The sequence below is a fragment of the Pseudomonas fluorescens genome, assembly GCF_000730425.1.
GTDB classification, from domain to species: domain Bacteria; phylum Pseudomonadota; class Gammaproteobacteria; order Pseudomonadales; family Pseudomonadaceae; genus Aquipseudomonas; species Aquipseudomonas fluorescens_X.
Genome location: NZ_CP008896.1, coordinates 4,981,701 through 5,007,611, shown reverse-complemented (window position 1 = coordinate 5,007,611; position 25,911 = coordinate 4,981,701). Strand labels below are relative to the sequence as shown.

28 protein-coding genes and 1 tRNA gene are annotated in these 25,911 nt (G+C 60.1%); 21 read left to right on the top strand and 8 right to left on the bottom strand.

The annotated features are described in order from the left end of the window. Positions 1 to 10 precede the first annotated feature (10 nt). Both hemH and HZ99_RS22390 read right to left on the bottom strand, forming a co-directional pair. Positions 11 to 1,033: a ferrochelatase gene (gene hemH / locus HZ99_RS22395; protein ID WP_038446108.1), complete on the bottom strand. Its 1,023-nt coding sequence runs from the start codon at positions 1,031 to 1,033 to the stop codon at positions 11 to 13. A 14-nt stretch (positions 1,034 to 1,047) separates the two neighbouring features. After that, a complete protein-coding gene (locus tag HZ99_RS22390; protein ID WP_038446106.1) occupies positions 1,048 to 1,947 on the bottom strand; it encodes a TIGR01777 family oxidoreductase in 900 nt (299 codons plus the stop codon). A gap of 197 nt (positions 1,948 to 2,144) precedes the next feature. Between HZ99_RS22390 and HZ99_RS22385 the strand changes: the two genes are divergently transcribed. From HZ99_RS22385 to HZ99_RS22335, 11 genes are all read left to right on the top strand, one after another. Next, positions 2,145 to 3,131, top strand: coding sequence for an NAD(P)/FAD-dependent oxidoreductase (locus HZ99_RS22385; protein WP_038446104.1), 987 nt, complete (start codon positions 2,145 to 2,147; stop codon positions 3,129 to 3,131). Then, positions 3,128 to 3,343 carry a TIGR02450 family Trp-rich protein gene (locus HZ99_RS22380; RefSeq protein WP_038446102.1) on the top strand — a complete coding sequence of 72 codons (216 nt, stop codon included), beginning with the start codon at positions 3,128 to 3,130 and terminating at the stop codon, positions 3,341 to 3,343. The genes HZ99_RS22385 and HZ99_RS22380 overlap by 4 nt, the downstream gene beginning before the upstream one ends. Positions 3,344 to 3,443: 100 nt before the next feature. Further along, positions 3,444 to 4,415, top strand: coding sequence for a YbgA family protein (locus HZ99_RS22375; RefSeq protein ID WP_038446099.1), 972 nt, complete (start codon positions 3,444 to 3,446; stop codon positions 4,413 to 4,415). 3 nt (positions 4,416 to 4,418) lie between these two features. Next, complete coding sequence (locus tag HZ99_RS22370) at positions 4,419 to 5,354, top strand: MerR family transcriptional regulator (RefSeq protein WP_038446097.1); 936 nt, start codon at positions 4,419 to 4,421, stop codon at positions 5,352 to 5,354. Further along, positions 5,355 to 6,800, top strand: coding sequence for a deoxyribodipyrimidine photo-lyase (phrB, locus tag HZ99_RS22365; protein WP_038446096.1), 1,446 nt, complete (start codon positions 5,355 to 5,357; stop codon positions 6,798 to 6,800). Then, a complete protein-coding gene (locus HZ99_RS22360) occupies positions 6,793 to 7,215 on the top strand; it encodes a nuclear transport factor 2 family protein (protein WP_038446095.1) in 423 nt (140 codons plus the stop codon). Before phrB ends, HZ99_RS22360 begins: the two co-directional genes overlap by 8 nt. After that, positions 7,212 to 7,994 (top strand): SDR family NAD(P)-dependent oxidoreductase, encoded by a 783-nt coding sequence (locus HZ99_RS22355; RefSeq protein ID WP_038446094.1) that lies wholly within the window; start codon positions 7,212 to 7,214, stop codon positions 7,992 to 7,994. Before HZ99_RS22360 ends, HZ99_RS22355 begins: the two co-directional genes overlap by 4 nt. After that, positions 7,991 to 9,238: an NAD(P)/FAD-dependent oxidoreductase gene (locus tag HZ99_RS22350; RefSeq protein ID WP_038446093.1), complete on the top strand. Its 1,248-nt coding sequence runs from the start codon at positions 7,991 to 7,993 to the stop codon at positions 9,236 to 9,238. The genes HZ99_RS22355 and HZ99_RS22350 overlap by 4 nt, the downstream gene beginning before the upstream one ends. Continuing rightward, entirely contained in the window at positions 9,235 to 10,038 is an 804-nt protein-coding gene (locus HZ99_RS22345) for a DUF1365 domain-containing protein (protein ID WP_038446092.1), read from the top strand. Before HZ99_RS22350 ends, HZ99_RS22345 begins: the two co-directional genes overlap by 4 nt. Beyond that, entirely contained in the window at positions 10,025 to 11,296 is a 1,272-nt protein-coding gene (locus tag HZ99_RS22340) for an SAM-dependent methyltransferase (protein ID WP_038446091.1), read from the top strand. Before HZ99_RS22345 ends, HZ99_RS22340 begins: the two co-directional genes overlap by 14 nt. Before the next feature lie 68 nt (positions 11,297 to 11,364). Beyond that, complete coding sequence (locus HZ99_RS22335; RefSeq protein ID WP_038446090.1) at positions 11,365 to 11,670, top strand: YkgJ family cysteine cluster protein; 306 nt, start codon at positions 11,365 to 11,367, stop codon at positions 11,668 to 11,670. Between the two features lie 86 nt (positions 11,671 to 11,756). Here HZ99_RS22335 and HZ99_RS22330 read toward each other — a convergent pair whose 3' ends face one another. The 6 genes from HZ99_RS22330 to hemA form a co-directional block, all read right to left on the bottom strand. Next, positions 11,757 to 12,275 (bottom strand): acyloxyacyl hydrolase, encoded by a 519-nt coding sequence (locus tag HZ99_RS22330; protein ID WP_038446089.1) that lies wholly within the window; start codon positions 12,273 to 12,275, stop codon positions 11,757 to 11,759. 112 nt (positions 12,276 to 12,387) lie between these two features. Continuing rightward, the gene (murI, locus tag HZ99_RS22325; RefSeq protein WP_038446088.1) at positions 12,388 to 13,182 is read right to left on the bottom strand and encodes a glutamate racemase; all 795 of its coding nucleotides are present in this window, start codon (positions 13,180 to 13,182) and stop codon (positions 12,388 to 12,390) included. After that, positions 13,175 to 13,930: a molybdopterin-synthase adenylyltransferase MoeB gene (locus HZ99_RS22320; RefSeq protein ID WP_038446087.1), complete on the bottom strand. Its 756-nt coding sequence runs from the start codon at positions 13,928 to 13,930 to the stop codon at positions 13,175 to 13,177. The genes murI and HZ99_RS22320 overlap by 8 nt, the downstream gene beginning before the upstream one ends. Next, entirely contained in the window at positions 13,924 to 14,754 is an 831-nt protein-coding gene (gene prmC, locus HZ99_RS22315) for a peptide chain release factor N(5)-glutamine methyltransferase (RefSeq protein WP_038446086.1), read from the bottom strand. The genes HZ99_RS22320 and prmC overlap by 7 nt, the downstream gene beginning before the upstream one ends. Beyond that, positions 14,755 to 15,837, bottom strand: a complete 1,083-nt coding sequence (gene prfA, locus HZ99_RS22310; protein WP_038446085.1) for a peptide chain release factor 1 — start codon at positions 15,835 to 15,837, stop codon at positions 14,755 to 14,757. It abuts the gene before it with no gap. After that, positions 15,834 to 17,123 (bottom strand): glutamyl-tRNA reductase, encoded by a 1,290-nt coding sequence (gene hemA / locus HZ99_RS22305; protein ID WP_038446084.1) that lies wholly within the window; start codon positions 17,121 to 17,123, stop codon positions 15,834 to 15,836. The genes prfA and hemA overlap by 4 nt, the downstream gene beginning before the upstream one ends. Positions 17,124 to 17,305: 182 nt before the next feature. Between hemA and HZ99_RS22300 the strand changes: the two genes are divergently transcribed. From HZ99_RS22300 to HZ99_RS28905, 10 genes are all read left to right on the top strand, one after another. Next, complete coding sequence (locus HZ99_RS22300; protein ID WP_038446083.1) at positions 17,306 to 19,030, top strand: tetratricopeptide repeat protein; 1,725 nt, start codon at positions 17,306 to 17,308, stop codon at positions 19,028 to 19,030. A gap of 4 nt (positions 19,031 to 19,034) precedes the next feature. Beyond that, a complete protein-coding gene (gene lolB, locus HZ99_RS22295) occupies positions 19,035 to 19,652 on the top strand; it encodes a lipoprotein insertase outer membrane protein LolB (RefSeq protein WP_038446082.1) in 618 nt (205 codons plus the stop codon). Between the two features lies 1 nt (position 19,653). Next, a complete protein-coding gene (gene ispE / locus HZ99_RS22290) occupies positions 19,654 to 20,502 on the top strand; it encodes a 4-(cytidine 5'-diphospho)-2-C-methyl-D-erythritol kinase (protein ID WP_038446081.1) in 849 nt (282 codons plus the stop codon). Positions 20,503 to 20,539: 37 nt separating this feature from the next. After that, positions 20,540 to 20,614, top strand: a tRNA-Gln gene (locus tag HZ99_RS22285). A 45-nt stretch (positions 20,615 to 20,659) separates the two neighbouring features. After that, positions 20,660 to 21,601: a ribose-phosphate pyrophosphokinase gene (locus HZ99_RS22280; RefSeq protein ID WP_003171603.1), complete on the top strand. Its 942-nt coding sequence runs from the start codon at positions 20,660 to 20,662 to the stop codon at positions 21,599 to 21,601. Positions 21,602 to 21,738: 137 nt separating this feature from the next. Next, positions 21,739 to 22,335, top strand: a complete 597-nt coding sequence (locus tag HZ99_RS22275; RefSeq protein WP_038446080.1) for a 50S ribosomal protein L25/general stress protein Ctc — start codon at positions 21,739 to 21,741, stop codon at positions 22,333 to 22,335. 167 nt (positions 22,336 to 22,502) lie between these two features. Then, positions 22,503 to 23,087, top strand: a complete 585-nt coding sequence (gene pth / locus HZ99_RS22270) for an aminoacyl-tRNA hydrolase (protein ID WP_038446079.1) — start codon at positions 22,503 to 22,505, stop codon at positions 23,085 to 23,087. Between the two features lie 22 nt (positions 23,088 to 23,109). Continuing rightward, the gene (gene ychF, locus HZ99_RS22265) at positions 23,110 to 24,210 is read left to right on the top strand and encodes a redox-regulated ATPase YchF (protein ID WP_038446078.1); all 1,101 of its coding nucleotides are present in this window, start codon (positions 23,110 to 23,112) and stop codon (positions 24,208 to 24,210) included. 384 nt (positions 24,211 to 24,594) lie between these two features. Continuing rightward, on the top strand, positions 24,595 to 25,506 hold the full coding sequence (locus HZ99_RS22260; RefSeq protein WP_038446077.1) for a sigma-54-dependent Fis family transcriptional regulator: 912 nt from the start codon (positions 24,595 to 24,597) through the stop codon (positions 25,504 to 25,506). A gap of 192 nt (positions 25,507 to 25,698) precedes the next feature. Next, complete coding sequence (locus HZ99_RS28905) at positions 25,699 to 25,872, top strand: hypothetical protein (RefSeq protein ID WP_158484060.1); 174 nt, start codon at positions 25,699 to 25,701, stop codon at positions 25,870 to 25,872. Positions 25,873 to 25,911: the final 39 nt, after the last annotated feature.

Genomic DNA, 25,911 nt, shown 5'->3' with positions numbered 1-25,911 from the left:
CAGGATGTGGTTAGAGGCTGGCGGGGGCTCGTTCGCACAAGGTGTTGAGCGCCGCCGCCCACTGCGGGTCATCATTGAGGCACGGCACCAGCACCAACTCCTCGCCCCCAGCCTCGCGGAACTGCTCCAGGCCACGATCACCAATCTCTTCCAGGGTCTCGATGCAATCGGCGACAAATGCCGGGCACATCACCAACAACTTCCTCACCCCTTGTCGGGCCAACGCCTCCAGTCGGGCCTCGGTGTAGGGTTCGATCCACTTCGCCCGGCCCAGGCGCGACTGGAACGCCACTGACCATTTATCCTCAGGCAAGCCCATGCGCTCGGCAAAATCGCGGGCGACGCTGAAGCACTGCCCGCGATAACAGGTGGCGCGTACCTCAGGCGAAGCATTGGCGCAGCAATCACCCATGCCTTCAAGCGAATGCCCTGGGTTGAGCTTGTTCAGGTGCCGCTCCGGCAGGCCGTGGAAGCTGAACAGCAGGTGATCGTAATCCTGCTGCAGATGCGGGCGGGCACTGGTTACCAGGGCATCGAGGTATTCCGGCTGGTCGTAGAACGGTTGCAGGATCGAGAACTGCAGGTTGAGCTTGTGCTCCCGCACCACACGCCGCGCTTCTTCAATCACCGTGGTCACGGTGCTGTCGGCAAATTGCGGATACAACGGCGCCAGCGTGACCTTGTGCACCCCCTGGCCGGCCAGGCGGGTCAGCACGCTCTCGATCGACGGTTCGCCATAACGCATCGCCAATTCCACCGGGCCCTGGGTCCACTGGGCGCGCATCTGCTGCTGCAGGCGGCGGCTGAGTACTACCAGGGGCGAGCCTTCATCCCACCAGATCGAGGCGTAGGCGTGGGCCGACTGCTCGGGTCGCTTGATCAGGATCAGCGACACCAGCAGGCGCCGGACCGGCCACGGCAGGTCAATCACATACGGGTCCATCAGGAACTGATTGAGGTAGCTGCGCACATCGGCCACCGAAGTGGACGCCGGTGAACCCAGGTTGACCAGTAACAACGCGTGATCCGTCATGCAACATCCTATCTTTAGAGGCGGCTGGACAAGTCGTCCAGGGCCGCACGCAACTCAGGGAACTGAAAAGTGAAACCGGCGGCCAACAGCCGCTCGGGGACGGCCTTCTGGCCACCCAGCAATAACCCGGACAACTCGCCCAACCCCACCCGCAAGGCAAACGCCGGCATGGGCATGAACGCCGGGCGGTGCAGGACCTGGCCCAGTGTCTTGGCGAACTCGCGGCTACGCACCGGCTGAGGCGCGCAGGCATTATAAGGACCGCTGGCGTCAGGTTTGTGCAGAAGAAAATCAATCAGGGCGATTTGATCCTTGATATGCACCCACGGCATCCACTGCCGACCGTTGCCGATAGGCCCGCCCAGCGCCAGCTTGAAGGGCAGCAACAGCCGCGACAAAAAGCCGCCCTCGGCCGCCAGCACCAGCCCCGTGCGCACCAGCACCACCCGCAGGCCAAAGGCTTCGGCGCGCTGGGCGGTCTCTTCCCAGGCAATGCACAACTGGCTGGGGAAATCGTCCTGCACCGGGCCGCTGGCTTCGGTCAGCTCGCGCTCCCCCCCATCGCCGTACCAGCCCACCGCCGAACCTGAGATCAAGACCGCAGGTTTCACCGCCAGGCCGTCAAGCCAGGCCAGCAAGGTTTCCGTCAGGCTGATGCGACTGCTCCACAACAACGCCTTGCGTTTATGGGTCCAGAGGCGATCGGCAATCGGCGCACCGGCCAGGTTGATAACGGCATCCACCGGTTGCGTCACGTCCTGCAGACGGGCGACGCCCTGCACCTGTGCACCGCACAACGTGGCAACCTGCTCGGGCCTACGGCTCCAGACCGTCAGCCGATGCCCTTGGGCGCTCCAGTGCTGGCAGAGCTGGCGGCCGATCAGGCCCGTACCGCCGGTCAGCAAAATATGCATGAGATCTTCCTCTTGTAACGTTGGCCGGGCATCGCTGGTCTATTTTATAAGCAGGGATCTTTTTAATCGGGCGCGGCCTGGTTTTAACCATAGGTCACGCCACACATTCAGGCATGTCGAAACTTATACCAAAAAACAATATTGTACAGCTATTGGTGTCGGCGTAGTCTGTACCCAAAGGTAAAACGAGGCCTCCCATGACTGTCCCCATCGCGATCATCGGTACCGGCATCGCCGGTCTTTCGGCCGCCCGAGCGTTAAAAGATGCCGGGCACGTTGTACAACTCTTCGATAAAAGCCGTGGCAGTGGCGGGCGCATGTCCAGCAAGCGCAGCGAGGCCGGTGCACTGGACCTGGGCGCGCAGTATTTCACCGCCCGCGACCGACGCTTCGTCAATGAAGTGCAACGCTGGCAAGCCAACGGCTGGGCCGCCGAGTGGGAGCCGCAACTCTACAACTGCCAATCCGGCCAACTGAGCCCCTCCCCCGACGAACAGACCCGTTGGGTCGGCACCCCACGCATGAGCGCCATCACCCGTGCACTGCTCGATGATTTGCCGGTGGAGTTTGGCTGCCGTATCACCGAAGTGTTCCAGGGCCAGCAACACTGGAACCTGCTGGACGCCGACGGCGGCAACCATGGCCCCTTCAGCCACGTGATCATCGCCACCCCGGCGCACCAGGCCACTGCCCTGCTGGCAGCAGCGCCCAAACTGGCGAGCACGGCAGCCGGGGTGAAAATGGACCCGACCTGGGCCATCGCCCTGGCCTTCGACACGCCGCTGGATACACCGATGGAAGGCTGCTTTGTACAAGATAGCCCCCTCGACTGGCTGGCCCGCAACCGCAGCAAACCCGGACGCGATGCCACGCCTGACACCTGGATCCTGCACGCCACCAGCGCCTGGAGCAAAAAGCACCTGGACCTGCCCAAGGAAGCCATCATCGAATTGCTGCACGGCGCCTTTGCCGAACTGCTGCATTGCAGCATGCCGGCGCCCTCGTTCAGCCTCGCCCACCGCTGGTTGTATGCGCGCCCGGTGGGCAGCCATGAATGGGCAGTGCTGGCGGATGCCGACCTGGGCCTGTACGTATGTGGCGACTGGTGCCTGTCAGGAAGAGTCGAAGGCGCCTGGCTCAGCGGCCAGGAAGCGGCGCGGCGCCTGCTCGAACACCTGCAATGAACCGCATCAACCCAGCGAAACTGCTGCTCTCGAAATGGACAGCCACCCAACCTCGGTACAAGGAAAAACATTTCCTGGTCACCGAATTGTTTCGCGATGAACAAGGCAAGGTGCTGGAACTTGAACTGCAAGCCGTCCTGACTCGCCGCACGGAGCGCATGGGCTGGCAAAGCCTGCAAGATGCCGAGTGCTGGAAAATCGGCTGGGCATAAAACCTGTACAGATAATTTGACTTGTACAGCATAAAACCTATGATGAGATTTAGTTGTACAGAAAATACAGCCTGTACAGGAATCTTGCAGAGGGTTTGCCATGTCCACCGCCGCGCCCACCACCGGCAAACCCAAGATCGCCATCAGCGCCTGCCTGCTCGGCGAGAACGTGCGCTTCAATGGCGGGCACAAGCAATCCCCGCTGTGCAGCCAGACCCTCGGCGACTATTTCGACTTCGTGCCTCTGTGCCCCGAAGTCGCCATCGGCCTGGGCATTCCCCGCGAGCCGATTCGCCTGGTGGGCGACCCGCAACAGCCGCAAGCCGTGGGCAGCGTGCACCACAAGCTGAATGTGACCGCCCCGCTGGACGCCTATGGTCAACAAATGGCCGCCGAACATACGGACCTGTGCGGCTACATCTTCATGCAGAAGTCGCCCTCCTGCGGCCTGGAACGGGTCAAGGTCTACCACGCCAACGGCGCCCCGGCCGATGGCGGCGGGCGCGGTATCTATGCCCAGGCATTCTGTGCCCACCACCCCAACCTGCCGGTGGAAGAAGATGGGCGCCTGCATGACCCGGTGCTACGCGAGAACTTCCTGACCCGGGTGTTTGTGTATGCCACCTGGCAGCAACTGCTGGCAGAAGGCTTGACCCGTCACCGCCTGCTGGCTTTCCACTCGAAGTACAAGTACCTGCTGATGGCCCACAGCCCCGCCCACTACAAAAGTCTCGGCCATCTGCTGGGCAGCATGGGCAAGGATTGCGACCTGCAAGCCTTGGCCACCGGCTATTTCAGCGAGTTGATGACGGCACTGAAAAAGTGCGCCACCCGTGGCACCCACGCCAACGTGCTGCAGCACATCAGCGGCTACCTCAAGCAAGCCCTCAGCACCGAGGACAAACAGGAAATGCAGACCCTGATCGGCCAATACCGTCACGGCATCGTGCCGCTGGTGGTACCGCTGACCCTGCTCAAACATCACTTTCGCCAACACCCGGACCACTACATCGCGCAGCAGGCCTACCTGCAACCGCATCCGGAAAATCTTAGCCTGCGTAATGCGATCTAACCCATGAATGCTTCCCTGCAACACCCAAACCTGCCTATCGAAGACGTGGCCCAGGCCCTGGAACAAGGCTGGCTGCCGATTCGCGAAGTGGCGCGCCAGACCGGGGTCAACGCGGTCACCCTGCGCGCCTGGGAACGGCGCTATGGCCTGATCGTGCCGCAACGCACACCCAAGGGTCACCGGCTGTTCAGCGCCGAGCATGTACAGCGCATCCAGGCCATCCTGACCTGGCTCAACCGGGGGGTGCCGGTCAGCCAGGTCAAGCAGTTGATCGACAGCGCCCAGCCGGTGGGCGACAGCGTCGAAAACGAATGGCAGGGCCTGCGCCAGACCCTGGTACAAGCCATCGGCCAACTGGCCGAGCGCCGGGTGGACGATGTGTTCAACCAGGCCATGGCCCTCTACCCGCCACGCACCCTGTGCGAGCAACTGTTGTTGCCGCTGCTCAAGGCACTGGAACAGCGCTGGCAAGGCCAGTTCGGCGCGCAGATGGAGCGGGTGTTTTTCCACTCCTGGCTGCGCAGCAAATTCGGCGCGCGGATGTATCACAACAACCGCCAGCTCAACGGCCCGCCACTGCTGCTGATCAATCATTCCGACCTGCCGCTGGAGCCGCACCTGTGGTTGAGCGCCTGGCTGGCCAGTAGCGCCGATTGCCCGGTGGAGGTCTTCGACTGGCCGTTGCCCGCCGGCGAGCTGGCCCTGGCCGTCGAACACCTGCAGCCGCGCGCCGTGCTGCTGTACTCAAGCAAGGCCATCAATCTGGCGGCCCTGCCGAAACTCTTGAGCGGCACCCGCTGCCCAACCCTGATCGCCGGACCAACGGTGTGCATCCACCAGGCCGAGCTGGCGGTATTAACCCAAGACATTCCTCAGTTGTTGCTGGCCGAAGACCCGCTGTCGGCCCATCGACTCCTGACCCAGCGTGGGCTTCTCTAAATGCACCTGACCTGGCTGCGCAGCGACCTGCGCCTGCATGACAACACCGCCCTTGCGGCCGCCTGTCAACGTGGCCCCACGGCGGCGGTGTACCTGATCACCCCTGGGCAATGGCTGGCCCATGACGACGCGCCGTGCAAGGTCGACTTCTGGCTGCGCAACCTCAAGTGCCTGGGCCAGGCCCTGGGTGAGCTGAATATCCCGTTGTTGATCCGCCACGCGGATACCTGGGATCAGGTGCCACAGGTATTGGTCGAGTTGTGTCGGGCCTTGTCGGTCGAGACGGTCCACGCCAACGAAGAGTACGGGATCAACGAAAGCCGGCGTGATGTCGCCGTGGCCCGGGCCCTCGAAGCACAAGGGGTAGGCTTTCACAGCTATCTGGATCAATTGCTGTTCCAACCCGGCAGTGTGCTGACCCAGACCGGCACCTACTTCCAGGTGTTCAGCCAGTTTCGCAAGGTCTGCTACAACCGCCTGCACAGTGCCTTGCCGCGCCGGGTATCGGCGCCCAAGGCCCAGGCCCCGCTGCGATTGGCCAGCGATGCAGTTCCCCGGCAGGTCAAGGGATTTGCCCCGCCCAGCGACGCCCTGCGTGCACTTTGGCCTGCCGGTGAAGACGAGGCACAGCGGCGCCTGGGGCAATTCGCCGACGCTCAGATCAGCTACTACAAGGACGAACGCGACTTCCCGGCCAAGCCTGGCACCAGCCAGCTGTCCGCGTACCTTGCCGCAGGCGTGGTTTCGCCGCGCCAGTGCCTGCATGCCGCGCTGCAGAGCAACCAGGGTGAGTTCGAAAGTGGCGATATCGGCGCGACCACCTGGATCAACGAGCTGCTATGGCGCGAGTTCTACAAACATATCCTGGTGGGCTACCCACGGGTGTCGCGCCATCGCGCGTTTCGCCCGGAAACCGAAGCCGTGGCCTGGCGCCATGCACCCGCCGACCTGGCCGCCTGGCAAGAGGCCCGCACCGGCCTGCCGATCATCGACGCGGCGATGCGCCAGTTGCTGGAAACCGGCTGGATGCATAACCGCCTGCGCATGGTGGTGGCGATGTTCCTGACCAAGAACCTTTTGATCGACTGGCGCGAAGGCGAGCGCTTCTTTATGCGGCACTTGATCGACGGCGACCTGGCGGCCAACAACGGCGGTTGGCAATGGAGTTCGTCCACCGGCACTGACTCGGCGCCGTACTTTCGGATTTTCAGCCCGCTGAGCCAGTCGCAAAAATTCGACGGCGAAGGGCGTTTCATCAAGCAGTGGCTGCCGCAACTGGCAGCCTTGAACAAGAAGGAAGTGCATAACCCCGACGCCGTCGGCGGTCTGTTTGGCGTGGCCGACTACCCACGGCCCATCGTCGATCTGAAGCATTCCCGTGAGCGAGCGTTGGCGGCCTTTCGCGCCCTGCCCTCGCGCCAGGCGGCGGGAGGCGTGCATGAGTGACTTCCTGCGCCAGTTCGCCCAGTCTTTCGCCCGCCTGGACAAACATAACCTGCACCTGCTCGACAGCCTGTACAGCCAGGACATATCGTTTACCGATCCACTGCATCAGGTCCACGGCATCAGCGCGCTGAATGCGTACTTCGCCGAGCTTTACAGCAGCGTCAGGCAACTGCATTTTGACTTCCACGCCTTCGACCACGTGGCCGAAGGCGAGGGTTATCTGCGCTGGACCCTGAGTTTTTGTCATCCGCGCCTGGCGGGTGGCCGACAGATTCAGGTGCAGGGCTGCTCCCACCTGCTATGGCACGACAAGGTCTACCGGCACCGCGACTACTTTGATGCCGGAGCGCTGCTTTATGAACACCTGCCGGTACTTGGCCGACTGATCCGTTGGTTGAAAGGGAGAATGGCATGAGCCTGGAAACGCCACGCCGTTATTGGCTGACAGGGGCAAGCAGTGGCATCGGTGCCGCCTTGGCCGAAGAGTTGCTCGGCAGCGGCGCACAGGTGGCGCTGAGTGCGCGCTCCAAGGCGCCACTGGAACAACTTGCCCAACGTTATCCCGGGCAAGTGCTGGTGGTCGCCGGCGACTTGACCAACAGCCAGGCGGTACGGGAAATCGGCGAGCAGATCGCGCAGACCTGGGGCGCCCTGGACACGGTGATCCTCAATGCCGGCACCTGCGAATACGTGGATGCCAGGCAGTTCGATGCCTCGATTATCGAACACGTGGTGCGCACCAACCTGCTGGCCAGCAGTTATTGCATCGAAGCCGCACTGCCATTGCTGCGTGCCGGGCAAACCCCGCACCTGGTGGGCGTCGCCAGTGCCGTCACCTACCTGCCGATGCCCCGCGCAGAAGCCTATGGTGCCTCCAAGGCCGGCCTGCGTTACTTGTTCGAATCCCTTCGCATCGACCTGTCTCCCGAAGGTATAGATGTCACGGTAGTCAGCCCCGGGTTCGTCGACACCCCATTGACCGAACGCAACGATTTCCCGATGCCCCTGAGCTGGCCGGCCGACAAGGCCGCCCGGCATATTTTCGGCAAACTTGAAAAACGCCCGCTGGAGATCGCCTTCCCGGCCCTGTTTATCGCCGCCCTGTGGCCGCTGTCGAAACTGCCGGACCGCGCGCAGTTGATCATCGGCAAGCGCATGCTGCGCAGCCCGCCGCCGCACAAGGACGACCTGTGAAAGTCGCCATTATCGGCAGCGGTATTTCCGGCCTGACCAGTGCCTACCTGCTCAGCCGCAGCCATGACATCACGGTGTTCGAAGGCGCCGACCGGATTGGCGGCCATACCCACACGGTGGACGTGAGCGTCAACGGCACACAGTACGCAGTGGACACCGGTTTTATCGTGTTCAATGACTGGACCTACCCCAACTTCATGCGCCTGCTGGGGCAAATCGGCGTGCCGTTCAAGCCTGCCGAAATGAGCTTCTCGGTCTGCGCCCCCGAGGAAAACCTCGAGTACAACGGCAATAACCTCAACAGCCTGTTCGCCCAACGCAGCAATATCCTGTCCCCCGGCTTCTGGGGCATGTTGCGCGACATCCTGCGCTTCAATCGCCAGGCGCCGCTGGATCTTGAGGCGCAACGCATCAGCGCGCAGATGACCCTGGGCGAATACCTGCAGGCGGGCAATTATGGCCCGCGTTTTATTCGCCACTACATCATGCCCATGGGCGCGGCGATCTGGTCGATGCCCCTGGTGGACATGCTGGGGTTTCCACTGCAGTTCTTCGTGCGTTTCTTCAAGAACCACGGCTTGCTGTCGGTGAACAATCGGCCGCAATGGTGCGTGATCGAAGGCGGGTCGAGCCGTTATATCGAGCCGCTGACCCGCTCGTTTCGCCAACGGATCCGCCTCAATTGCCCGGTACAAAAAGTCGAGCGCACAACCGAAGGGGCTGTGATTCACAGTACCGATGGCCGTGAAACATTCGACAAGGTGATCTTCGCCTGCCACAGCGACCAGGCCCTGGCCCTGCTGGACGATCCCAGCCTCGCCGAACAGCAGATCCTTGGAGCGATCACCTACGCCGACAACGACGTGACCCTGCACACCGACACCCGCCTGCTGCCCGATCGCCCTCTGGCCTGGGCCAGCTGGAACTATCGACTGCACGCCAACACGCACAAACCGGCAGCCGTCACCTACGCCATGAACATCCTGCAAGGTATCGACAGCAGTACCACCTTTTGTGTGAGCCTCAACCAGACAGCGATTATCAACCCGCTGAAAATCCTTGCCCGCTACACCTATGCCCATCCCCAATACAGCCTGGCGGCGATGGCGGCGCAGGCACGCTGGGAAGAATTGCAGGGGGCCCGGCACACCTATTATTGCGGGGCCTATTGGGCCAACGGTTTTCATGAAGATGGCGTGGTCAGCGCCCTGCGCGTGGCCCAGGCGTTTGGGGAAACCCTGTGAACAGCGCCCTCTACAGCGGCTGGATTGCCCACCGGCGATTTACGCCCAAGGGCCATGCGTTTCGCTACCGCATCGGCCTGCTGTACCTGGACCTCAGCGAACAGGAGCAAGTGCTGGGACTGTCGCCGCTGGCAGGCCATAGCCGCTTCGCGCCCTTTTCGTTTCGCCAGCAGGATTACCTGCCTGACTTGACCGGCGACGGCACCTGCTTGAGCGATGCCGTACGCCAAGTCGTCGGTACAGCACTAGGGCATACACCCCTAGGCAACATCTGCCTTCTGACCCAGGCCCGCAGTTGGGGCCTGGCGTTTAACCCGGTGAGTGTCTTCTACTGCTTCGAGGCCGACGGACGACTGGCGGCGATTGTCTGCGAAGTGACCAACACCCCGTGGCGCGAGCGCTATCACTATGTGCTGCCAGCCCGGGCCCTGGCTGGCGGCGAGCATCAGCATTTCGCGGTGGCCAAGGCGTTTCATGTGTCGCCGTTCCTGCCCAGGGACCTGCAATACCGCATGAGCTTCAGTCCGCCCGGCCAGCGTCTGGGGGTGCATATGGCCGACTGGCAAGGTGAGACCAAGGTGTTCGACGCGACCTTGAGCCTGCAACGCGAGCCCCTCGACCGCGCCCACCTGCATCGCTACTTGCGACGCTTTGGGTGGATGACCGCCAAGACCTGCCTGGCCATCTACTGGCAAGCCCTGCGCCTGCTGCTTAAACGCACGCCGATTTTTCCCCACCAGACGGCTGATGGCACCCATGCAGTGGGGTGCCCCAAGGATCATCGCCATGAAATCCCCTAGCGTATCGGTCAAATCTCACCGCCTGAACATCAACGGCCTGACCGGCGCGCTGTTGCGCAAAGCCGTTTTGCGCCAGCTCGGCAAACTGCGTCATGGCCAAATAGTGGTGATCGAGGACGGTGAACGCCAGGTGTTCGGCGCGCGAGAGACGCACCTGCAGGGGGAAATCCAGATCCTCGATCCGGCGGTGTGGGGCCTGGTGGCCGCCAACGGCTCCATCGGTGCTGGCGAGGCGTTTATCCAGGGGTTCTGGAGCAGCCCGGACCTGACGGCCGTGGTGCGCGTGATGGTCAGCAACCTCGATGTACTGGACGCCCTGGAAGGCGGCCTGGCCAAATTGGCCCGCCCCGTCACCCAAGGGCTGCACTGGCTCAACCGTAACACCCGCAAAGGCTCGCAAAAAAACATCGCCGCCCACTATGACCTGGGTAACGACCTGTTCCAGGCGTTTCTCGACCCGACCATGATGTATTCGGCGGCGCAGTTCCTTACCGCCGACGACACGTTGGAACAGGCGCAACTCAACAAGCTGGAGCGCATCTGCCAGAAACTGGCGCTCAAGCCCTCGGACCACCTCCTGGAAATAGGCACTGGCTGGGGCAGCATGGCCCTGTACGCGGCGCAGCAATATGGCTGCCACGTCACCACTACCACCTTGTCCAAAGAGCAGTTTGCCTACACTGAACAGCGCATCCAGGCCTTGGGTTTGCAGAATCAGGTGACGTTACTGTTGCAGGACTATCGCGACCTGAGCGGGCACTACGACAAACTGGTGTCCATTGAAATGATCGAGGCCGTGGGCCATCGTTTCCTGCCCACCTACTTCAAGCAATGCGCGCACTTGCTCAAGAGCGACGGGCTGATGCTGCTGCAAGCCATCACCATTCGCGAACAACGCTACGAACAGGCCAAGAGCCGCGTCGACTTTATCCAGCGCTACATCTTCCCCGGCGGCGCCCTGCCCTGTGTGCAGAAGATGTTGCAGATCGTCAGCCGCGACACCGATATGAACCTGCTGCACATGGAAGACTTCGGCCTGCATTACGCACGAACCCTGCGCTTGTGGCATGAGAACTTTCACCGCGCCCACGGCCGGCTGACAGAACTGGGCTACGACGAATACTTCCTGCGGCTGTGGGAGTTTTACCTGTGCTACTGCGAAGGTGGCTTTATGGAACGCACCATCGGCACCGCGCAGTTACTGCCGGCCAAGCCCAGCGCGGTGACACAGCCCCTGCTCGGGCGCTTCAGGGCCTGAGCAGGGCCTGGCGACGCCCGTCAGAGCTTTCACACGGACATGACCCGCTTGCCTTACACTGCGCGCCTATGACCACCATCCCCCACACCCAAATCGCCGAACCCGCCATCACCTGTTCCACGTGTGCAGCCTGCTGCTGCCAACTGGAAGTCATGCTGATCACCGACACGGGGGTGCCTGATCGTTTTATCGACACCGACGATTGGGGCGGCGAAGTCATGCTGCGCCTGGACGATGGCTGGTGCGCCGCGCTGGATCGCGACACGATGATGTGCACGATCTATGAAAAACGGCCGTTGATCTGCCGGGAGTTCGAGATGGGCGCGCCGGAATGCCTTGAAGAGCGCCAGGGGATTGCGACGGTCTACCGCTGACCTTGAAAACACAGAGATCAAATGTAGGCGCTGGCTTGCCAGCGCCTACAGGGGAGTTGCAGCGTTTTGAAAGCGGTGTACTGAAACTACAGTGGCAGGGTGTAGTTCAACGAATAACTCTCGACCCCATCGTTGCGGCTACTGATACCGGCGTTGGAATAGTGCGTGGCACGGATCCCCACCTGATGCCCACCGGCAAAGCGCAGGCCAAAGCCCAGGCGATCTTCGAACTGGAAAGCCCCGCCAATGTTGTTGTCTTCCACACGGGAGCGTGAAAACAGTGCCACGCCGATCCCGGCTTCGATGTAGGGCTTCACCGACTCGCCGGCGAACTCATACACAAACACCGGCGAAAACGACAAGCTGCTGACACTGGCGCGTTCGTCCCCCTCCCAGAATGTATAAGCGCCGCTCCAATAGCCGGTCAGGCGCCCGACATCGCTCTGCCACCAGCTCTTGTCCCAGTCCGATTGCAGGCCCAGGCGATAGGTCATGGTCGAATCGCTTGTATGCCCTACCCCAAACTCCAGGCCCGCAGCCTGGGAAGAAACCGAGTGCCCCACCACTACGGCTGCAATCGCAGCCAAACAGAACAAGCGCTTCATAAGAAACATCCTTTCCAAACGAAGTTGTATGATTTTGTACTGCTCATCAGGAGCTATAGAAATCACGCACAACGCAGAAGTTCAGCTGGAAAATCCGCTATTTCACGTTTTTTCACCGAGCGAAGCTTCGCACAACGCCGCTGAATTTCCACAGTGTGGGTAGGACATTTCTTAGGTGCTGTGGATCACCGCTGGTCCAAAACTGCGCTGCACGGGGACTGCCCCCAGCCAGCAGCTGGCGCTCGGCCAGCAGGCGCTGCAACTGGCGCGCCACCGCCGCCCCGGTGTCGATCAGGATGATCGTCGGTGGCAGCATCGTCGCCAGCAATGGCTTGAGGAACGGATAGTGGGTACAGCCCAGGATGATGGTGTCGCACCCGGCCTCGATCAGCGGTGCGACATACCCTTGCAGCATCTGGCGCAATGCTGGGCTGTTCAGGTCGCCGGCTTCGATCAGCTCTACCAGCCCTGGGCAAGGCTGGGTAATCACCCGCACATCCGTGGCGAAGCGGTCCAACAGCGCGGCGAACTTGGCGCTTTGCAGGGTCCCCGTGGTGGCGAGCACCCCAACCACGCCACTGCGGGTCGCAGCGGCAGCCGGTTTGACCGCCGGCTCCATGCCCACCAGCGGCCAATCCGGATAATCACTGCGCAAATCAGCAACAGCCGCCACGGTCGCCGTGTTGCAGGCGATCACAAAGGCCTTGGCCTCCTGCTCACGGAAAAATTCTGCGACCACCCGCGAGCGTTCGCGAATGAATGCCGGGGTTTTCTCGCCGTAGGGGATATGCCCGCAATCCGCCACGTACAGCAGCGACTCCTGGGGCAACAAGCGATGAATTTCGTCCAGCACCGACAAGCCGCCGACGCCAGAGTCGAACACACCAATCGGTGCATCCTTAACCATGCTGGCTCCCACAGACGCTGCACCCTGGGTCGCGCTTGACCCGCAGTTCGCGAAAACGTGTGCCCAGGGCATCGATCAACAACAGGCGCCCGACCAGGGGTTCGCCAAAGCCGGCCAGCAGCTTCAGGGCTTCCAGGGCTTGCAGGCTGCCGACCAGGCCCACCAGCGGGCCGGCGACGCCGGCTTCACTACAGGTCAGTTCGGTGTCGCTGCCATGCCCATATAAGCAGTGGTAGCACGGGCTTTCCGGCCGCCGCGGGTCGAACACCGACAGCTGGCCCTCCAGGCGAATGGCCGCGCCGCTGACCAGGGGCTTGCCAGCCGCCACGCACGCCGCGTTCACCGCTTCGCGGGTGGTGAAGTTGTCGCAGCAATCGAGCACCAGGTCCACATTGGCCACAGCGGCTGCCAATGAGTCCGCATCCAGCGCCGTGCGATGGGCAATCAACCGGATCTCGGGGTTGATCGCGCTCAGGCGACGGGTAGCCGAATCGACCTTGCTCAGGCCGACGCTGTCGGTGTCGTGGATGATCTGGCGTTGCAGATTGGTCAGGTCGACGGTATCAAAGTCCGCCAGATGCATCTCGCCCACACCGGCAGCCGCCAGGTAGAGGGCCACCGGGGCACCGAGGCCGCCCAGGCCGACAATCAGCACGCGACTGTTTTTCAGGCGCAACTGGCCTTCGATGTCGACCTGCTGCAACAGAATCTGCCGGCTATAGCGCAACAGCTCCTGATCCGTCAGCACGGCCGGCGTCCCAGGCTGATGCGCTCATGGCCGCCGAGGTCGATACGGCTGTGCACCTGTGCAAAACCTTGCGCCAGCAGCAGGTCACGCACGGCGGGAGCCTGGTCGTAACCGTGCTCCAGCAGCAACCAGCCGCCGGCCTCCAGATGCAACGGCGCCTGGGCGATGATCAGGCGCAGGTCGTCCAGGCCGTCGTGGCCGGCCACCAGGGCGCTGGCCGGCTCGAAGCGCACATCGCCGGCGACCAGATGGGGATCATTGTCGGCTATATAAGGTGGGTTGCTGATGATCAGGTGATAGGTGCGATTTTTCAGGGCGCTGAACCAGTGGCTATTGAGCACTGTGACGTTGTCCAGGTGCAGGCGCTGGCGATTGCGCTCGGCCAGGGCCACGGCCTCCAGCACACGATCCACCGCCGTCACGCGCCAGGCCGGGCGTTCGCTGGCCAGGGCCAGGGCAATGGCGCCGCTGCCGGTGCCCAGGTCAAGGACATTGGCCAAGGTGGCGGGCAACAACTCCAGGGCCGCTTCCACCAGCAGCTCGGTGTCCGGGCGCGGGATCAGGGTGTGGGGCGCAACTTCCAGGTCGAGTTTCCAGAAGCCTTGCTGGCCGAGGATATAAGCCACCGGCTCACCGCTGCGGCGACGTTGCAGGTACTCGGCAAAGCGCAGCGCGTCTTCGCTGCTGACGATTTTTTCCGGCCAGGTGTGCAGGTAGCTGCGGGACTTGCCCAGGGCAGCCGCCAGCAGCAACTCCACATCCAGGCGCGCGGTAGGCGAATCCGGCAGGTCGGCGGCGCGCAACAAGCTGGCAATAATGGTCATTTATTCACCTATCGCAGCCAACTGGTCGGCCTGGTATTCGGCGAGCAATGGCTCGATCACTGCATCCACGCCGCCGGCAAGGATTTCGTCCAGGGAGTAGAGGGTCAGGTTGATCCGGTGGTCGGTAACCCGGCCCTGGGCGTAGTTATAGGTGCGAATGCGCTCGGAACGGTCACCCGAGCCCACCAGCAACTTGCGCTCGCTGGCAATCGCATTGGCGGCGGCGCTGGTCTGCTGGTCGTTGAGTTTGGCCGACAGCCAGGACATGGCCCGCGCCCGGTTCTTGTGCTGGGAGCGTTCCTCCTGGCACTCCACCACGATGCCGGACGGCAAGTGGGTGATGCGGATCGCGGAGTCGGTCTTGTTGACGTGCTGGCCACCGGCGCCGGACGAGCGGTAAGTGTCGACACGCAAGTCCGCCGGGTTGATTTCGATGGCTTCCTGCTCGTCCGGCTCAGGCAGCACCGCCACGGTGCAGGCCGAGGTGTGGATACGGCCCTGGGATTCGGTGGCGGGTACACGCTGTACGCGGTGGGCACCGGATTCGAATTTCAGCTTGCCGTAGACGTTCTCGCCTTCGACCCGAGCGATGATTTCCTTGTAGCCACCGTGCTCCCCTTCGTTCTCGGAGAGGATTTCCACGCGCCAGCCGCGGCGCTCGGCATAACGCGAATACATGCGGAACAGGTCGCCGGAGAAGATCGCCGCCTCGTCACCGCCAGTCCCTGCGCGGATTTCCAGGAACACGTTGCGCCCATCGTTAGGGTCTTTGGGCAGCAGCATGCGTTGCAGGTCGCCTTCCAGCTCGATGAGCTTTTCCTTGGCTTCGCGGACTTCTTCCACGGCCATTTCACGCATGTCCGGGTCGCTGTCCTTGAGCAGCGCCTGGGCGCCTTCGAGGTCGGCCTGCACTTTGAGCAGTTGTGAATAGGTGGTCACGATCGGTTCAACTTCGGCGTATTCCTTGGAATAGGCGCGGAACTTGGTTTGATCGGAAATGACCTCGCCATCGCCGAGCAAGGCGGTCAGTTCTTCGAAACGGTCCTGGAGCACGTCCAGTTTATTGAGCAGTGACGCTTTCATTGCGGTTTTTTATCCGAAGAGCTGTCTGACGCGCCCTCACCGAGGGCAAAGAGTTCCTGGGCCATGGCCAGCGCATCGAGGCGGCCTTCGGCTGTCAATTTTTTAAGCTGGACGCTGGGAGCATGCAACAGCTTGTTGGTGAGGCCACGGGCCAATTGCATCAAGATATCCTCAGCATTGCCGCCATTGGCCAGCAGGCGCTGGGCCTTGATCAATTCCTCGTCACGCAAGCGCTCGCCCTGCTGGCGATAGGCCTTGAGCACATCCACGGCGGCCAGCTCGCGCAGGCGCACCATAAAGTCATCGGCGCCGATGGAGACCATTTCCTCGGCGGCCTGGGCTGCACCCTGGCGGCTCTTGAGGTTTTCGGCGACCACTTCGTGCAGGTCGTCGACGCTATAGAGGTAAACGTCGTCCAGCTCGCCAACTTCCGGCTCGATGTCCCGGGGAACGGCGATATCCACCATGAAAATCGGCTTGTGTTTGCGCAGCTTCAAGGCGCTTTCCACCGCGCCCTTGCCCAGGATTGGCAATTGGCTGGCAGTGGAGCTGATCACGATATCGCTGCGCACCAGTTCAGCCGGGATATCAGCCAGCAACACCGCGTGGGCGCCGAACTCTTCGGCCAGGATGCTGGCGCGTTCCAGGGTACGGTTGGCCACCACAATACGCTTGACGCCCAGGTCATGCAGATGGCGGGCGACCAGGGTGATGGTCTCGCCCGCGCCGATCAGCAGGGCCTGGCTGCGTTGCAGGTCGCTGAAGATCTGCTTGGCCAGGCTGACGGCGGCAAATGCCACGGAGACCGGGTTTTCACCAATGGCCGTATCGGTACGCACCTGCTTGGCCGAATTGAAGGTGGCCTGGAACAAACGTCCCAGCAACGGCCCCACGGTCCCGGCCTCACGGGCCACGGCGTAGGCCGATTTCATCTGGCCAAGGATCTGCGGCTCGCCCAGCACCAGTGAATCGAGCCCTGAAGCGACACGCATCATGTGACGAACTGCCGCATCATCTTCATGCACATAAGCGCTGGCGCGCAGGTCATCCAGGCTCAAATGATGGTAATCAGCCAGCCAGCGCAGGACCACATCCGAGGAAAGATGTTCCTGCTCTATATAGAGCTCGCTGCGATTGCAGGTGGAAAGGATCGCAGCTTCGCGGCTGTCGGTGAGCCGGCACAGCTGCTGCAAAGCCTCAACCAGCTGCTCTGGGGTAAACGCCACGCGCTCGCGGACGTCTACAGAAGCAGTCTTGTGGTTGATACCCAGAGCAAGGAAGGCCATTCAATATCGCTGATGATGTCGAGAAGCCGACAATTGTCCTACTTCGACTGATCCAGAACAACCACCGTCGTCTATTGTCCTAATGCCTTGTGTCTATAAAGGCGCCAATTGAGACTCGGTTATGTTTGGCCGAGGGCTTGTGTCATGATGATCCGACCGCAGGTTAGTCGTCCTCTTCCTATATGAATAGATCTTCCGCGTTGCTCCTTGCCCTTGCCTTCCTCGGCGGCTGCCAGTCCATGGCCCCCGTATCGCCGCAGAGTCCTGCGCCGGTGGAAGACAGCACCCCCGCCCCTGAAAAGCCCAAGGTTTATTCCTCGTTCAGCGAAGAAACGGTGTTCAGCCTGCTGAGCGCGGAACTCGCCGGCCAGCGCAATCGTTTCGACATTGCCTTGGATAACTACGTGACCCAGGCCATCAACACCCAGGACCCGGGGATTTCCGAGCGTGCGTTTCGCATCGCCGAATACCTGGGCGCCGACCAGGCCGCCCTGGATACTGCGCTGATCTGGGCAAAAAATGCGCCGGACGACCTCGAAGCCCAGCGCGCCGCGGCAATCCAGCTGGCGCGTGCCGGGCGCTATGACGACTCCATGGTCTATATGGAGAAAGTCTTGCAGGGCAAGGGCGATACCCATTTCGACTTCCTCGCCCTCTCCGCGGCCGATACCGACCAGGACACCCGCGATGGCCTGATGAAGGGGTTCGACCGCCTGCTGCAAAAGCACCCAAGCAATAGCCAACTGATATTCGGCAAGGCGCTGCTGCTGCAACAGGATGACGAACCGCAAGCCGCCCTCAAGCTGCTGGAACAGAACCCGCCGGAAGAGGGCGAAATCGCCCCGCTGCTGCTGCGTGCGCGCCTGCTGCAAAGCCTCAACCGCGGTAAAGAAGCCTTGCCGCTGCTGCAAAAGAGCATCAAGAAGTATCCGGACGACAAGCGCCTGCGCCTGACTTATGCGCGCATGCTGGTGGAACAGGACCGCATGGAAGACGCCAAGGTGGAGTTCGCCAGCCTGGTGCAGCAATACCCGGACGATGACGAATTGCGTTACTCCCTGGCGCTGGTATGCCTGGAAGCCAAGGCCTGGGAAGAGGCCAAGGGCTACCTGGAAGACCTGATCGCGCGGGAAAGCCATGTCGATTCGGCCCACCTGAACCTGGGGCGCATCGCCGAGGAACAGGATGACCCGCAAGGCGCGCTGATCGAATACGCCCAGGTCGGCCCCGGCAACGACTATCTGCCGGCGCAACTGCGCCAGGCCGACATCCTGATGAACAACGGTCGCACCGACGAAGCCGAAAAACGCCTGGCCGCCGCCCGCGACGCCGAGCCGGACTATGCCATTCAGCTGTATCTGATCCAGGCCGAAACCTTGTCGGCCAACAATCAGGGGGAGCGTGCCTGGAAAATCCTCGCCCAGGCCCTGCTGCAATACCCCGACGACCTGAACCTGCTGTACACCCGAGCCATGCAGGCCGAAAAGCGCAATGACCTGGCGCAGATGGAAAAGGACCTGCGCCTGATCATCAAGCGCGACCCGGACAATGCCATGGCACTGAACGCCCTGGGCTACACCTTGTCCGACCGTACGACGCGCTATGCCGAGGCCAAGGTCCTGATCGAACAGGCGCACCAGCTCAACCCGGAAGACCCGGCGGTGCTCGACAGCCTGGGCTGGGTGAATTACCGCCTGGGCAACCTCGATGAAGCCGAACGCCTGCTGCGCCAGGCCCTGGAGCGGTTCCCCGACCAGGAAGTCGCCGCCCACCTGGGTGAAGTGCTCTGGGCCCAAGGCAAACAGCGTGAAGCCCGACAAATCTGGGGCAAGTTCCTCAAGGAACAACCCGACAGCCCCATCCTGCGCAGCACCATCAAGCGCCTGACCGGATCCGAGACTCTTTAATTCTATGTTTTTGCGCCACGCCATTGTTTTCAGTTTTATCGCCCTGCTCGCCGGTTGTGCGGGCTTCGGCGCCCGTGAATCCGTCGAAGGCCAGGGCAACCCGGCGCAGTGGCGCCAACACAAGGATCAGCTCAGCAGCATCGATGGCTGGCAGATCGAAGGCAAGATAGGGGTGCGCGCGCCGAAGGACTCGGGCAGCGGCACCTTGTTCTGGCTGCAACGCCAGGACTATTACGATATCCGTCTCTCTGGCCCGCTGGGCCGTGGCGCCGCACGCCTGACCGGTCGACCGGGGCAAGTGAGCCTCGAGGTGGCCAACCAGGGCCGCTATGAAGCGCCATCGCCGGAGGCCTTGCTTGAAGAGCAGGTCGGCTGGAAGCTGCCGGTCTCGCATCTGGTCTGGTGGGTTCGCGGCCTGCCCGCGCCTGACAGCAAGAGCCGCTTGAGTCTCAATGGCGATAGCCGCCTGGCCACCCTGGAACAGGATGGCTGGCAGGTCGAGTACCTCAGCTATGTGGAGCAAAGCGGCTACTGGCTGCCCGAGCGCATCAAGCTGCACGGCAGCAACCTTGACGTCACGCTGGTGATCAAGGGCTGGCAACCACGCAAGCTGGGGCAGTGACATGAGCGAACGCCTGACCCTGCCCTCCCCGGCCAAGCTCAATTTGATGCTGCATATTCTCGGTCGTCGTGAAGACGGCTATCACGAGTTGCAGACGCTGTTTCAATTCCTCGACTACGGCGATGAGATGACGTTCGCCGTGCGCGACGATGGCGTGATTCAGCTGCACACCGAATTTGTCGATGTGCCCCACGACAGCAATCTGATCGTGAAGGCGGCAAAAAAACTCCAGGAACAATCTGGCTGTGCGTTGGGCATCGATATCTGGATCGATAAAATCCTGCCCATGGGCGGCGGCATCGGCGGTGGCAGTTCGAATGCCGCGACCACCCTGCTCGGTCTCAATCACTTGTGGCAACTGGGTTGGGACGAAGATCGCCTGGCCGCACTGGGCCTGACCCTGGGCGCTGATGTCCCGGTTTTCGTGCGTGGACACGCCGCATTTGCTGAGGGTGTCGGGGAAAAACTTACCCCTGTAGACCCCGAAGAGCCGTGGTATGTCGTGCTTGTTCCGCAAGTATCTGTAAGTACAGCAGAAATTTTTTCAGATCCGTTGTTGACACGTAACTCTTCTCCCATTAAAGTGCGCCCCGTTCCCAAGGGAAACAGTCGAAATGACTGCTTACCGGTGGTAGCAAGGCGTTACCCAGATGTACGTAACGCATTGAATTTGTTAGGTAAATTTACCGAAGCAAAACTCACCGGCACTGGAAGTTGTGTGTTTGGGGGCTTCCCAAACAAAGCTGAAGCTGATAAAGTCTCGGCCCTTCTTACAGAGACCCTTACAGGGTTTGTAGCAAAGGGAAGCAACGTTTCGATGTTGCATCGCAAGCTGCAAAGTCTGCTCTAAAAGGAACCGAGTACTGGGTACTCGTTGCAACAGATACAGGGGCGTCGCCAAGCGGTAAGGCAGCAGGTTTTGATCCTGCCATGCGTTGGTTCGAATCCAGCCGCCCCTGCCATTTTCTATACTCATCCAGGTTACCCTCAGCCTCTAGGTACTGCGCGTGTCCAAGATGATGGTCTTTACGGGGAATGCTAACCCCGATCTGGCTCGGCGTGTTGTACGTCAGCTGCATATCCCTCTCGGTGACATCTCTGTCGGTAAATTTTCCGATGGCGAAATTACAGCCGAGATCAATGAAAATGTCCGCGGTAAAGATGTTTTCATTATTCAGCCGACTTGCGCTCCGACCAACGATAACCTGATGGAACTCGTCGTGATGGCTGATGCCTTCCGCCGCTCCTCAGCGACTCGAATCACAGCTGTAATCCCTTACTTTGGTTATGCCCGTCAGGATCGCCGTCCGCGTTCTGCACGCGTGGCTATCAGCGCGAAAGTCGTCGCTGACATGCTGACCGTGGTGGGTATCGACCGTGTTCTCACGGTTGACCTGCACGCTGACCAAATCCAGGGGTTCTTCGATATTCCGGTAGATAACATCTACGGCTCCCCCGTCCTGGTGGATGACATCGAAGACCAGCGCTTTGAAAACCTGATGATCGTGTCCCCGGACATTGGTGGCGTCGTGCGTGCACGGGCTGTTGCCAAATCCCTGGGCGTGGACCTCGGGATCATCGACAAACGCCGTGAGAAAGCCAATCACTCTGAAGTGATGCATATCATCGGTGATGTCGAAGGGCGTACCTGTATTCTGGTCGATGACATGGTCGATACCGCCGGCACCCTGTGCCACGCGGCAAAAGCCTTGAAAGAGCACGGTGCCGCTAAAGTCTTCGCCTACTGCACACACCCTGTGCTGTCGGGCCGAGCGATCGAGAACATCGAGAACTCCGTGCTGGACGAACTGGTGGTGACCAACACCATCCCGTTGTCCGCTGCTGCTCAAGCCTGTGCGCGTATCCGTCAACTGGATATCGCACCGGTTGTTGCTGAGGCGGTTCGCCGTATCAGCAATGAAGAATCGATCAGCGCGATGTTCCGCTAAGGGTCAAACCTTCGGCACATCCCACTGACGAAAAGCGCCCCGCCCCGACATTCTGTTGGGGCGGGGCTTTTTTGCCCATGTCGAGTACGGCGCTGGTCGCAAACGCCCCTCGATGATGGCTATTTTGGAGATACAAAATGACTGACTTTACTCTGAACGCTCAAGCGCGTACTGACCTGGGGAAAGGTGCGAGCCGCCGCCTGCGTCACGCCGCCAACATCCCAGCCGTTGTATACGGTGGTAACAAGCCTGCCGAATCCGTGACCATCCTGGCCAAGGAAATCGCCAAGCTGTTCGAAAACGAAGCTGCCTACAGCCACGTTATCGAGCTGAACGTCGACGGCACCAAGCAGAACGTCATCGTTAAAGCGATGCAGCGCCACCCGTCCAAGCAGTTCATCATGCACGCTGACTTCGTTCGCGTTGTAGCTGGCCAGAAACTGACCGCTATCGTGCCTGTGCACTTCATCGGTGAAGAAGCACCGATCAAGAAAGGCGGCGAGATTTCTCACGTTGTGAACGAAATCGAAGTGTCCTGCCTGCCGAAAGACCTGCCTGAGTTCATCGAAGTCGACCTGTCGGCTGCTGAAGTCGGCGCCATCATCCACCTGTCCGACCTCAAAGCCCCTAAAGGCGTTGAGTTTGTCGCACTGGCTCACGGTGATGACAAAGCTGTTGCCAACGTTCACGCTCCACGCGTTGCTCCAGAAGCTGAAGACGGCGCTGCAGAGTAATTCACTCTGTATTGCCGGAGCTTGAGGAAACATCGCGGACCGGAACGTAGCGAGAAAGCGGGCGATAACGCGGCGTTTACTCTTGAGTAAATAGCTTCTGTCGTCCACTTTCACCGCACACAGGTTGCGGTGATGTTATCCACAACTCCAAAGGAAGGGCCCCTGTCGTGACTGCCATTAAACTGATCGTTGGCCTGGGAAATCCAGGCGCCGAATACGAACAGACCCGGCATAACGCGGGGGCCCTTTTTGTTGAGCGCGTTGCCCACGCCCAAGGCATCAATCTTGTGGCCGATCGCAAATATTTTGGCCTGACCGGACGCTTCTCGCATCAGGGTCAGGATGTTCGTCTGCTGATTCCCACCACCTACATGAACCGCAGCGGCCAGGCTGTCGCGGCGCTTGCGGGCTTCTTCCGGATCAAACCCGAAGAAATCCTGGTGGCCCATGACGAACTGGACCTGCCACCCGGCGTTGCCAAGCTCAAGCAAGGCGGCGGCCATGGCGGTCATAATGGCCTGCGCGACATCATTGCGCAGTTGGGTAATCAGAATACCTTTTACCGTCTGCGGCTTGGCATTGGCCACCCAGGCGTTGCCAGTATGGTTTCAAATTTCGTCCTGGGTCGTGCGCCACGCGCCGAACAGGAAAAACTCGATGCCAGCATCGATTTTGCCCTCGGCGTGCTGCCGGATATCTTCGCCGGTGAATGGAACCGCGCGATGAAAAACCTGCACAGCCAGAAGGCCTGACTTTTACCCGAGGGGAAACACCATGGGATTCAATTGCGGCATCGTCGGCCTGCCCAACGTCGGCAAGTCCACCCTGTTCAACGCCCTGACCAAGTCCGGTATTGCGGCGGAGAACTTCCCCTTCTGCACCATCGAACCCAATACCGGTATCGTGCCGATGCCCGATCCGCGCCTGGAGGCCCTGGCGGCCATCGTCAATCCCAAGCGCATCCTGCCGACCACCATGGAGTTCGTCGACATTGCAGGCCTGGTAGCCGGCGCGTCGAAAGGTGAAGGCCTGGGCAACAAGTTCCTGGCCAACATCCGTGAAACCGATGCCATTGCGCATGTGGTCCGCTGCTTTGAAGACGAGAACGTGATTCACGTCTCCAACAGCGTCGACCCGAAACGCGATATCGAGATCATCGACCTGGAACTGATCTTCGCCGACCTCGACAGCTGCGAGAAGCAACTGCAAAAGGTCACGCGTAACGCCAAGGGCGGTGACAAGGACGCAGTGGTCCAGAAGGCCTTGCTGGAGCAGTTGATTGCTCACTTCACCCTGGGCAAGCCTGCTCGCAGCCTGATGAAGAACATGAGCGCCGACGAAAAGGCCGTGATCAAAGGCTTCCACCTGCTGACCACCAAGCCTGTGATGTACATCGCCAACGTGGCCGAAGACGGTTTCGAGAACAACCCGCTGCTCGACGTGGTCCTGGCCATTGCCGAGGAAGAAGGCGCGATGGTTGTACCGGTTTGCAACAAGATCGAAGCGGAAATCGCCGAACTAGAAGACGGCGAAGAGAAAGACATGTTCCTCGAGGCCCTGGGCCTGGAAGAGCCTGGCCTGAACCGTGTGATCCGTGCAGGCTATGAAATGCTACACCTGCAGACCTACTTCACCGCCGGCGTCGAAGAAGTCCGCGCCTGGACCGTCAAGGTCGGTGCCACCGCGCCGCAAGCCGCAGGCGTGATTCACACCGATTTCGAAAAAGGCTTTATCCGCGCCGAGGTTATCGCCTACAACGACTTTATCCAGTTCAAGGGTGAAGCCGGGGCCAAGGAAGCCGGTAAATGGCGCCTGGAAGGCAAGGAATACATCGTCAAAGATGGCGACGTGATGCACTTCCGTTTCAACGTCTAAGCCGCCTGTACGGCCCAAGCCATAGAATAAAAAGCCGATGCCCTGCATCGGCTTTTTTGTGGGCACTGACTATTAGCCTGAACAACCCGCCCACAAAACACAAACTTACATAACCGCGCCACAGCATCCAATTTCAAGCTCCACACTCCCGCTTAAAAAGATAAAAAAGGAAAAGCAAAGGAAACTTTAGGATTAATCTTATCAACAATAAGAGTTACCTCCCTGGCAAACACTTTATTACTACTTGACCTCAACGATTAAACTTATTCACACATCACAACCATCAATTTCCACTTCCACACACGATGACAATCCAAATAATTTACTATTTACTTGCCAGGATAAAATAATACCTCAGACTCACAACAGTGAAGCCACAACAACATGTCGACAGCCCTTGAAACAGACATAGCGCTTACTGAGTGCCCCGTTATCGAGAGCACTATCAACAATACTGCAGCAAAAAATGTCGACATTTTATTGTTGGGTGAGACAGGCACCGGTAAAGATAGACTGGCACAACGGGTCCACCGTTTGTCCAATCGAAAAGGCAATTTCGTCGCTATCAACTGTGCCGCAATACCGGAAACGCTTGCCGAAAGCCAGTTGTTCGGCGTCAACAGTGGAGCTTATACCGGAGCGACACAATCACGAGCTGGTTTTATCGAAACGGCTCACCTGGGTACTTTATACCTGGACGAAATAGACAGCATGCCACTCACGCTGCAAGCCAAGTTGCTCCGCGTGCTGGAGTCCCGAGGCGTTGAACGCCTGGGTTCTACCCGTTTCATACCGCTGGATATACGCATCATCGCCTCCGCCCAACATTCTCTGGATGAAAGAGTTGAACAAGGTGCGTTCAGGCGGGATCTGTATTTTCGCTTGAGCATTGTCAATATCAACCTCCCAGCCCTACGCAATCAACGCGAGCGCATCATTCCGCTGTTTTTGCACCTGGTCCGCCAAGAGGCCGAGAGCTTCAACCAACCCGTGCCGCTGGCTCCCAATACATTGCTGCAACAATTGCTGTGCCATCCCTGGCTGGGAAACATCCGTGAACTACGCTCGGCGGCAAAACGCTTTGTGTTGAACTTGCCACCGCTCGCAGAGGCCGTAGTTGAATACCCAAAGATAGGTGTGGGACTCAAGGAAAGACTACAGCAAATTGAGAAACTTCTGATTGAAGAGTCACTACGCCGCCATGATTGCAATGTGGATGTCACAGCCTTGGATTTGGGCATTGCCAAGCGCACGCTTTATTACCGAATGAAACAATTGGCCATATCACTGGCCTGAAACCTTAAGCCGGGTACAGCACATGGAAATATTTTGATATGTGTTATGTAGACATAAGAGGAACCACTTCAAGGGCATTAGCCACATATTTTATAGCCCGTTTAGGTTAGTACACTAAAACGGCTGAAACGTTACGTTACTAACCTCTGGCCAGCTGCGAGCTTTTTTAAAGTCAACCCTGGAGATTTAATTATGATCAATGGCATAGGTTCAAACAGCTTTAGTAACATGGCCTCCGGCGCATTCGGCGACCCTATGGAGCAGGAAAAACAGCAGGCAAAAGCTGATCAGCTTCAAGGTGCAAAAGATATGAATGAGGCCAAGAGAGACTCATACAAAAAAGCGACCATTCAAGCACGGCAGTAATAGTAATTCCCTCTCCGATTTATCAATCGGAGAGGTTTA

Coding starts and splice junctions, on each gene's coding strand:
- hemA (WP_038446084.1), bottom strand. CDS start 17,123: ATGGCCTTCCTTGCTCTGGGTATCAACCACAAGACTGCTTCTGTAGAC.
- murI (WP_038446088.1), bottom strand. CDS start 13,182: ATGGTTAAGGATGCACCGATTGGTGTGTTCGACTCTGGCGTCGGCGGC.
- HZ99_RS22355 (WP_038446094.1), top strand. CDS start 7,212: ATGAGCCTGGAAACGCCACGCCGTTATTGGCTGACAGGGGCAAGCAGT.
- ispE (WP_038446081.1), top strand. CDS start 19,654: ATGAGCGAACGCCTGACCCTGCCCTCCCCGGCCAAGCTCAATTTGATG.
- ychF (WP_038446078.1), top strand. CDS start 23,110: ATGGGATTCAATTGCGGCATCGTCGGCCTGCCCAACGTCGGCAAGTCC.
- HZ99_RS22390 (WP_038446106.1), bottom strand. CDS start 1,947: ATGCATATTTTGCTGACCGGCGGTACGGGCCTGATCGGCCGCCAGCTC.
- HZ99_RS22375 (WP_038446099.1), top strand. CDS start 3,444: ATGTCCACCGCCGCGCCCACCACCGGCAAACCCAAGATCGCCATCAGC.
- HZ99_RS22330 (WP_038446089.1), bottom strand. CDS start 12,275: ATGAAGCGCTTGTTCTGTTTGGCTGCGATTGCAGCCGTAGTGGTGGGG.
- HZ99_RS22360 (WP_038446095.1), top strand. CDS start 6,793: ATGAGTGACTTCCTGCGCCAGTTCGCCCAGTCTTTCGCCCGCCTGGAC.
- HZ99_RS22260 (WP_038446077.1), top strand. CDS start 24,595: ATGTCGACAGCCCTTGAAACAGACATAGCGCTTACTGAGTGCCCCGTT.
- HZ99_RS22300 (WP_038446083.1), top strand. CDS start 17,306: ATGAATAGATCTTCCGCGTTGCTCCTTGCCCTTGCCTTCCTCGGCGGC.
- prfA (WP_038446085.1), bottom strand. CDS start 15,837: ATGAAAGCGTCACTGCTCAATAAACTGGACGTGCTCCAGGACCGTTTC.
- lolB (WP_038446082.1), top strand. CDS start 19,035: ATGTTTTTGCGCCACGCCATTGTTTTCAGTTTTATCGCCCTGCTCGCC.
- HZ99_RS22340 (WP_038446091.1), top strand. CDS start 10,025: ATGAAATCCCCTAGCGTATCGGTCAAATCTCACCGCCTGAACATCAAC.
- prmC (WP_038446086.1), bottom strand. CDS start 14,754: ATGACCATTATTGCCAGCTTGTTGCGCGCCGCCGACCTGCCGGATTCG.
- HZ99_RS22275 (WP_038446080.1), top strand. CDS start 21,739: ATGACTGACTTTACTCTGAACGCTCAAGCGCGTACTGACCTGGGGAAA.
- HZ99_RS22380 (WP_038446102.1), top strand. CDS start 3,128: ATGAACCGCATCAACCCAGCGAAACTGCTGCTCTCGAAATGGACAGCC.
- HZ99_RS28905 (WP_158484060.1), top strand. CDS start 25,699: ATGATCAATGGCATAGGTTCAAACAGCTTTAGTAACATGGCCTCCGGC.
- HZ99_RS22370 (WP_038446097.1), top strand. CDS start 4,419: ATGAATGCTTCCCTGCAACACCCAAACCTGCCTATCGAAGACGTGGCC.
- hemH (WP_038446108.1), bottom strand. CDS start 1,033: ATGACGGATCACGCGTTGTTACTGGTCAACCTGGGTTCACCGGCGTCC.
- HZ99_RS22335 (WP_038446090.1), top strand. CDS start 11,365: ATGACCACCATCCCCCACACCCAAATCGCCGAACCCGCCATCACCTGT.
- HZ99_RS22385 (WP_038446104.1), top strand. CDS start 2,145: ATGACTGTCCCCATCGCGATCATCGGTACCGGCATCGCCGGTCTTTCG.
- phrB (WP_038446096.1), top strand. CDS start 5,355: ATGCACCTGACCTGGCTGCGCAGCGACCTGCGCCTGCATGACAACACC.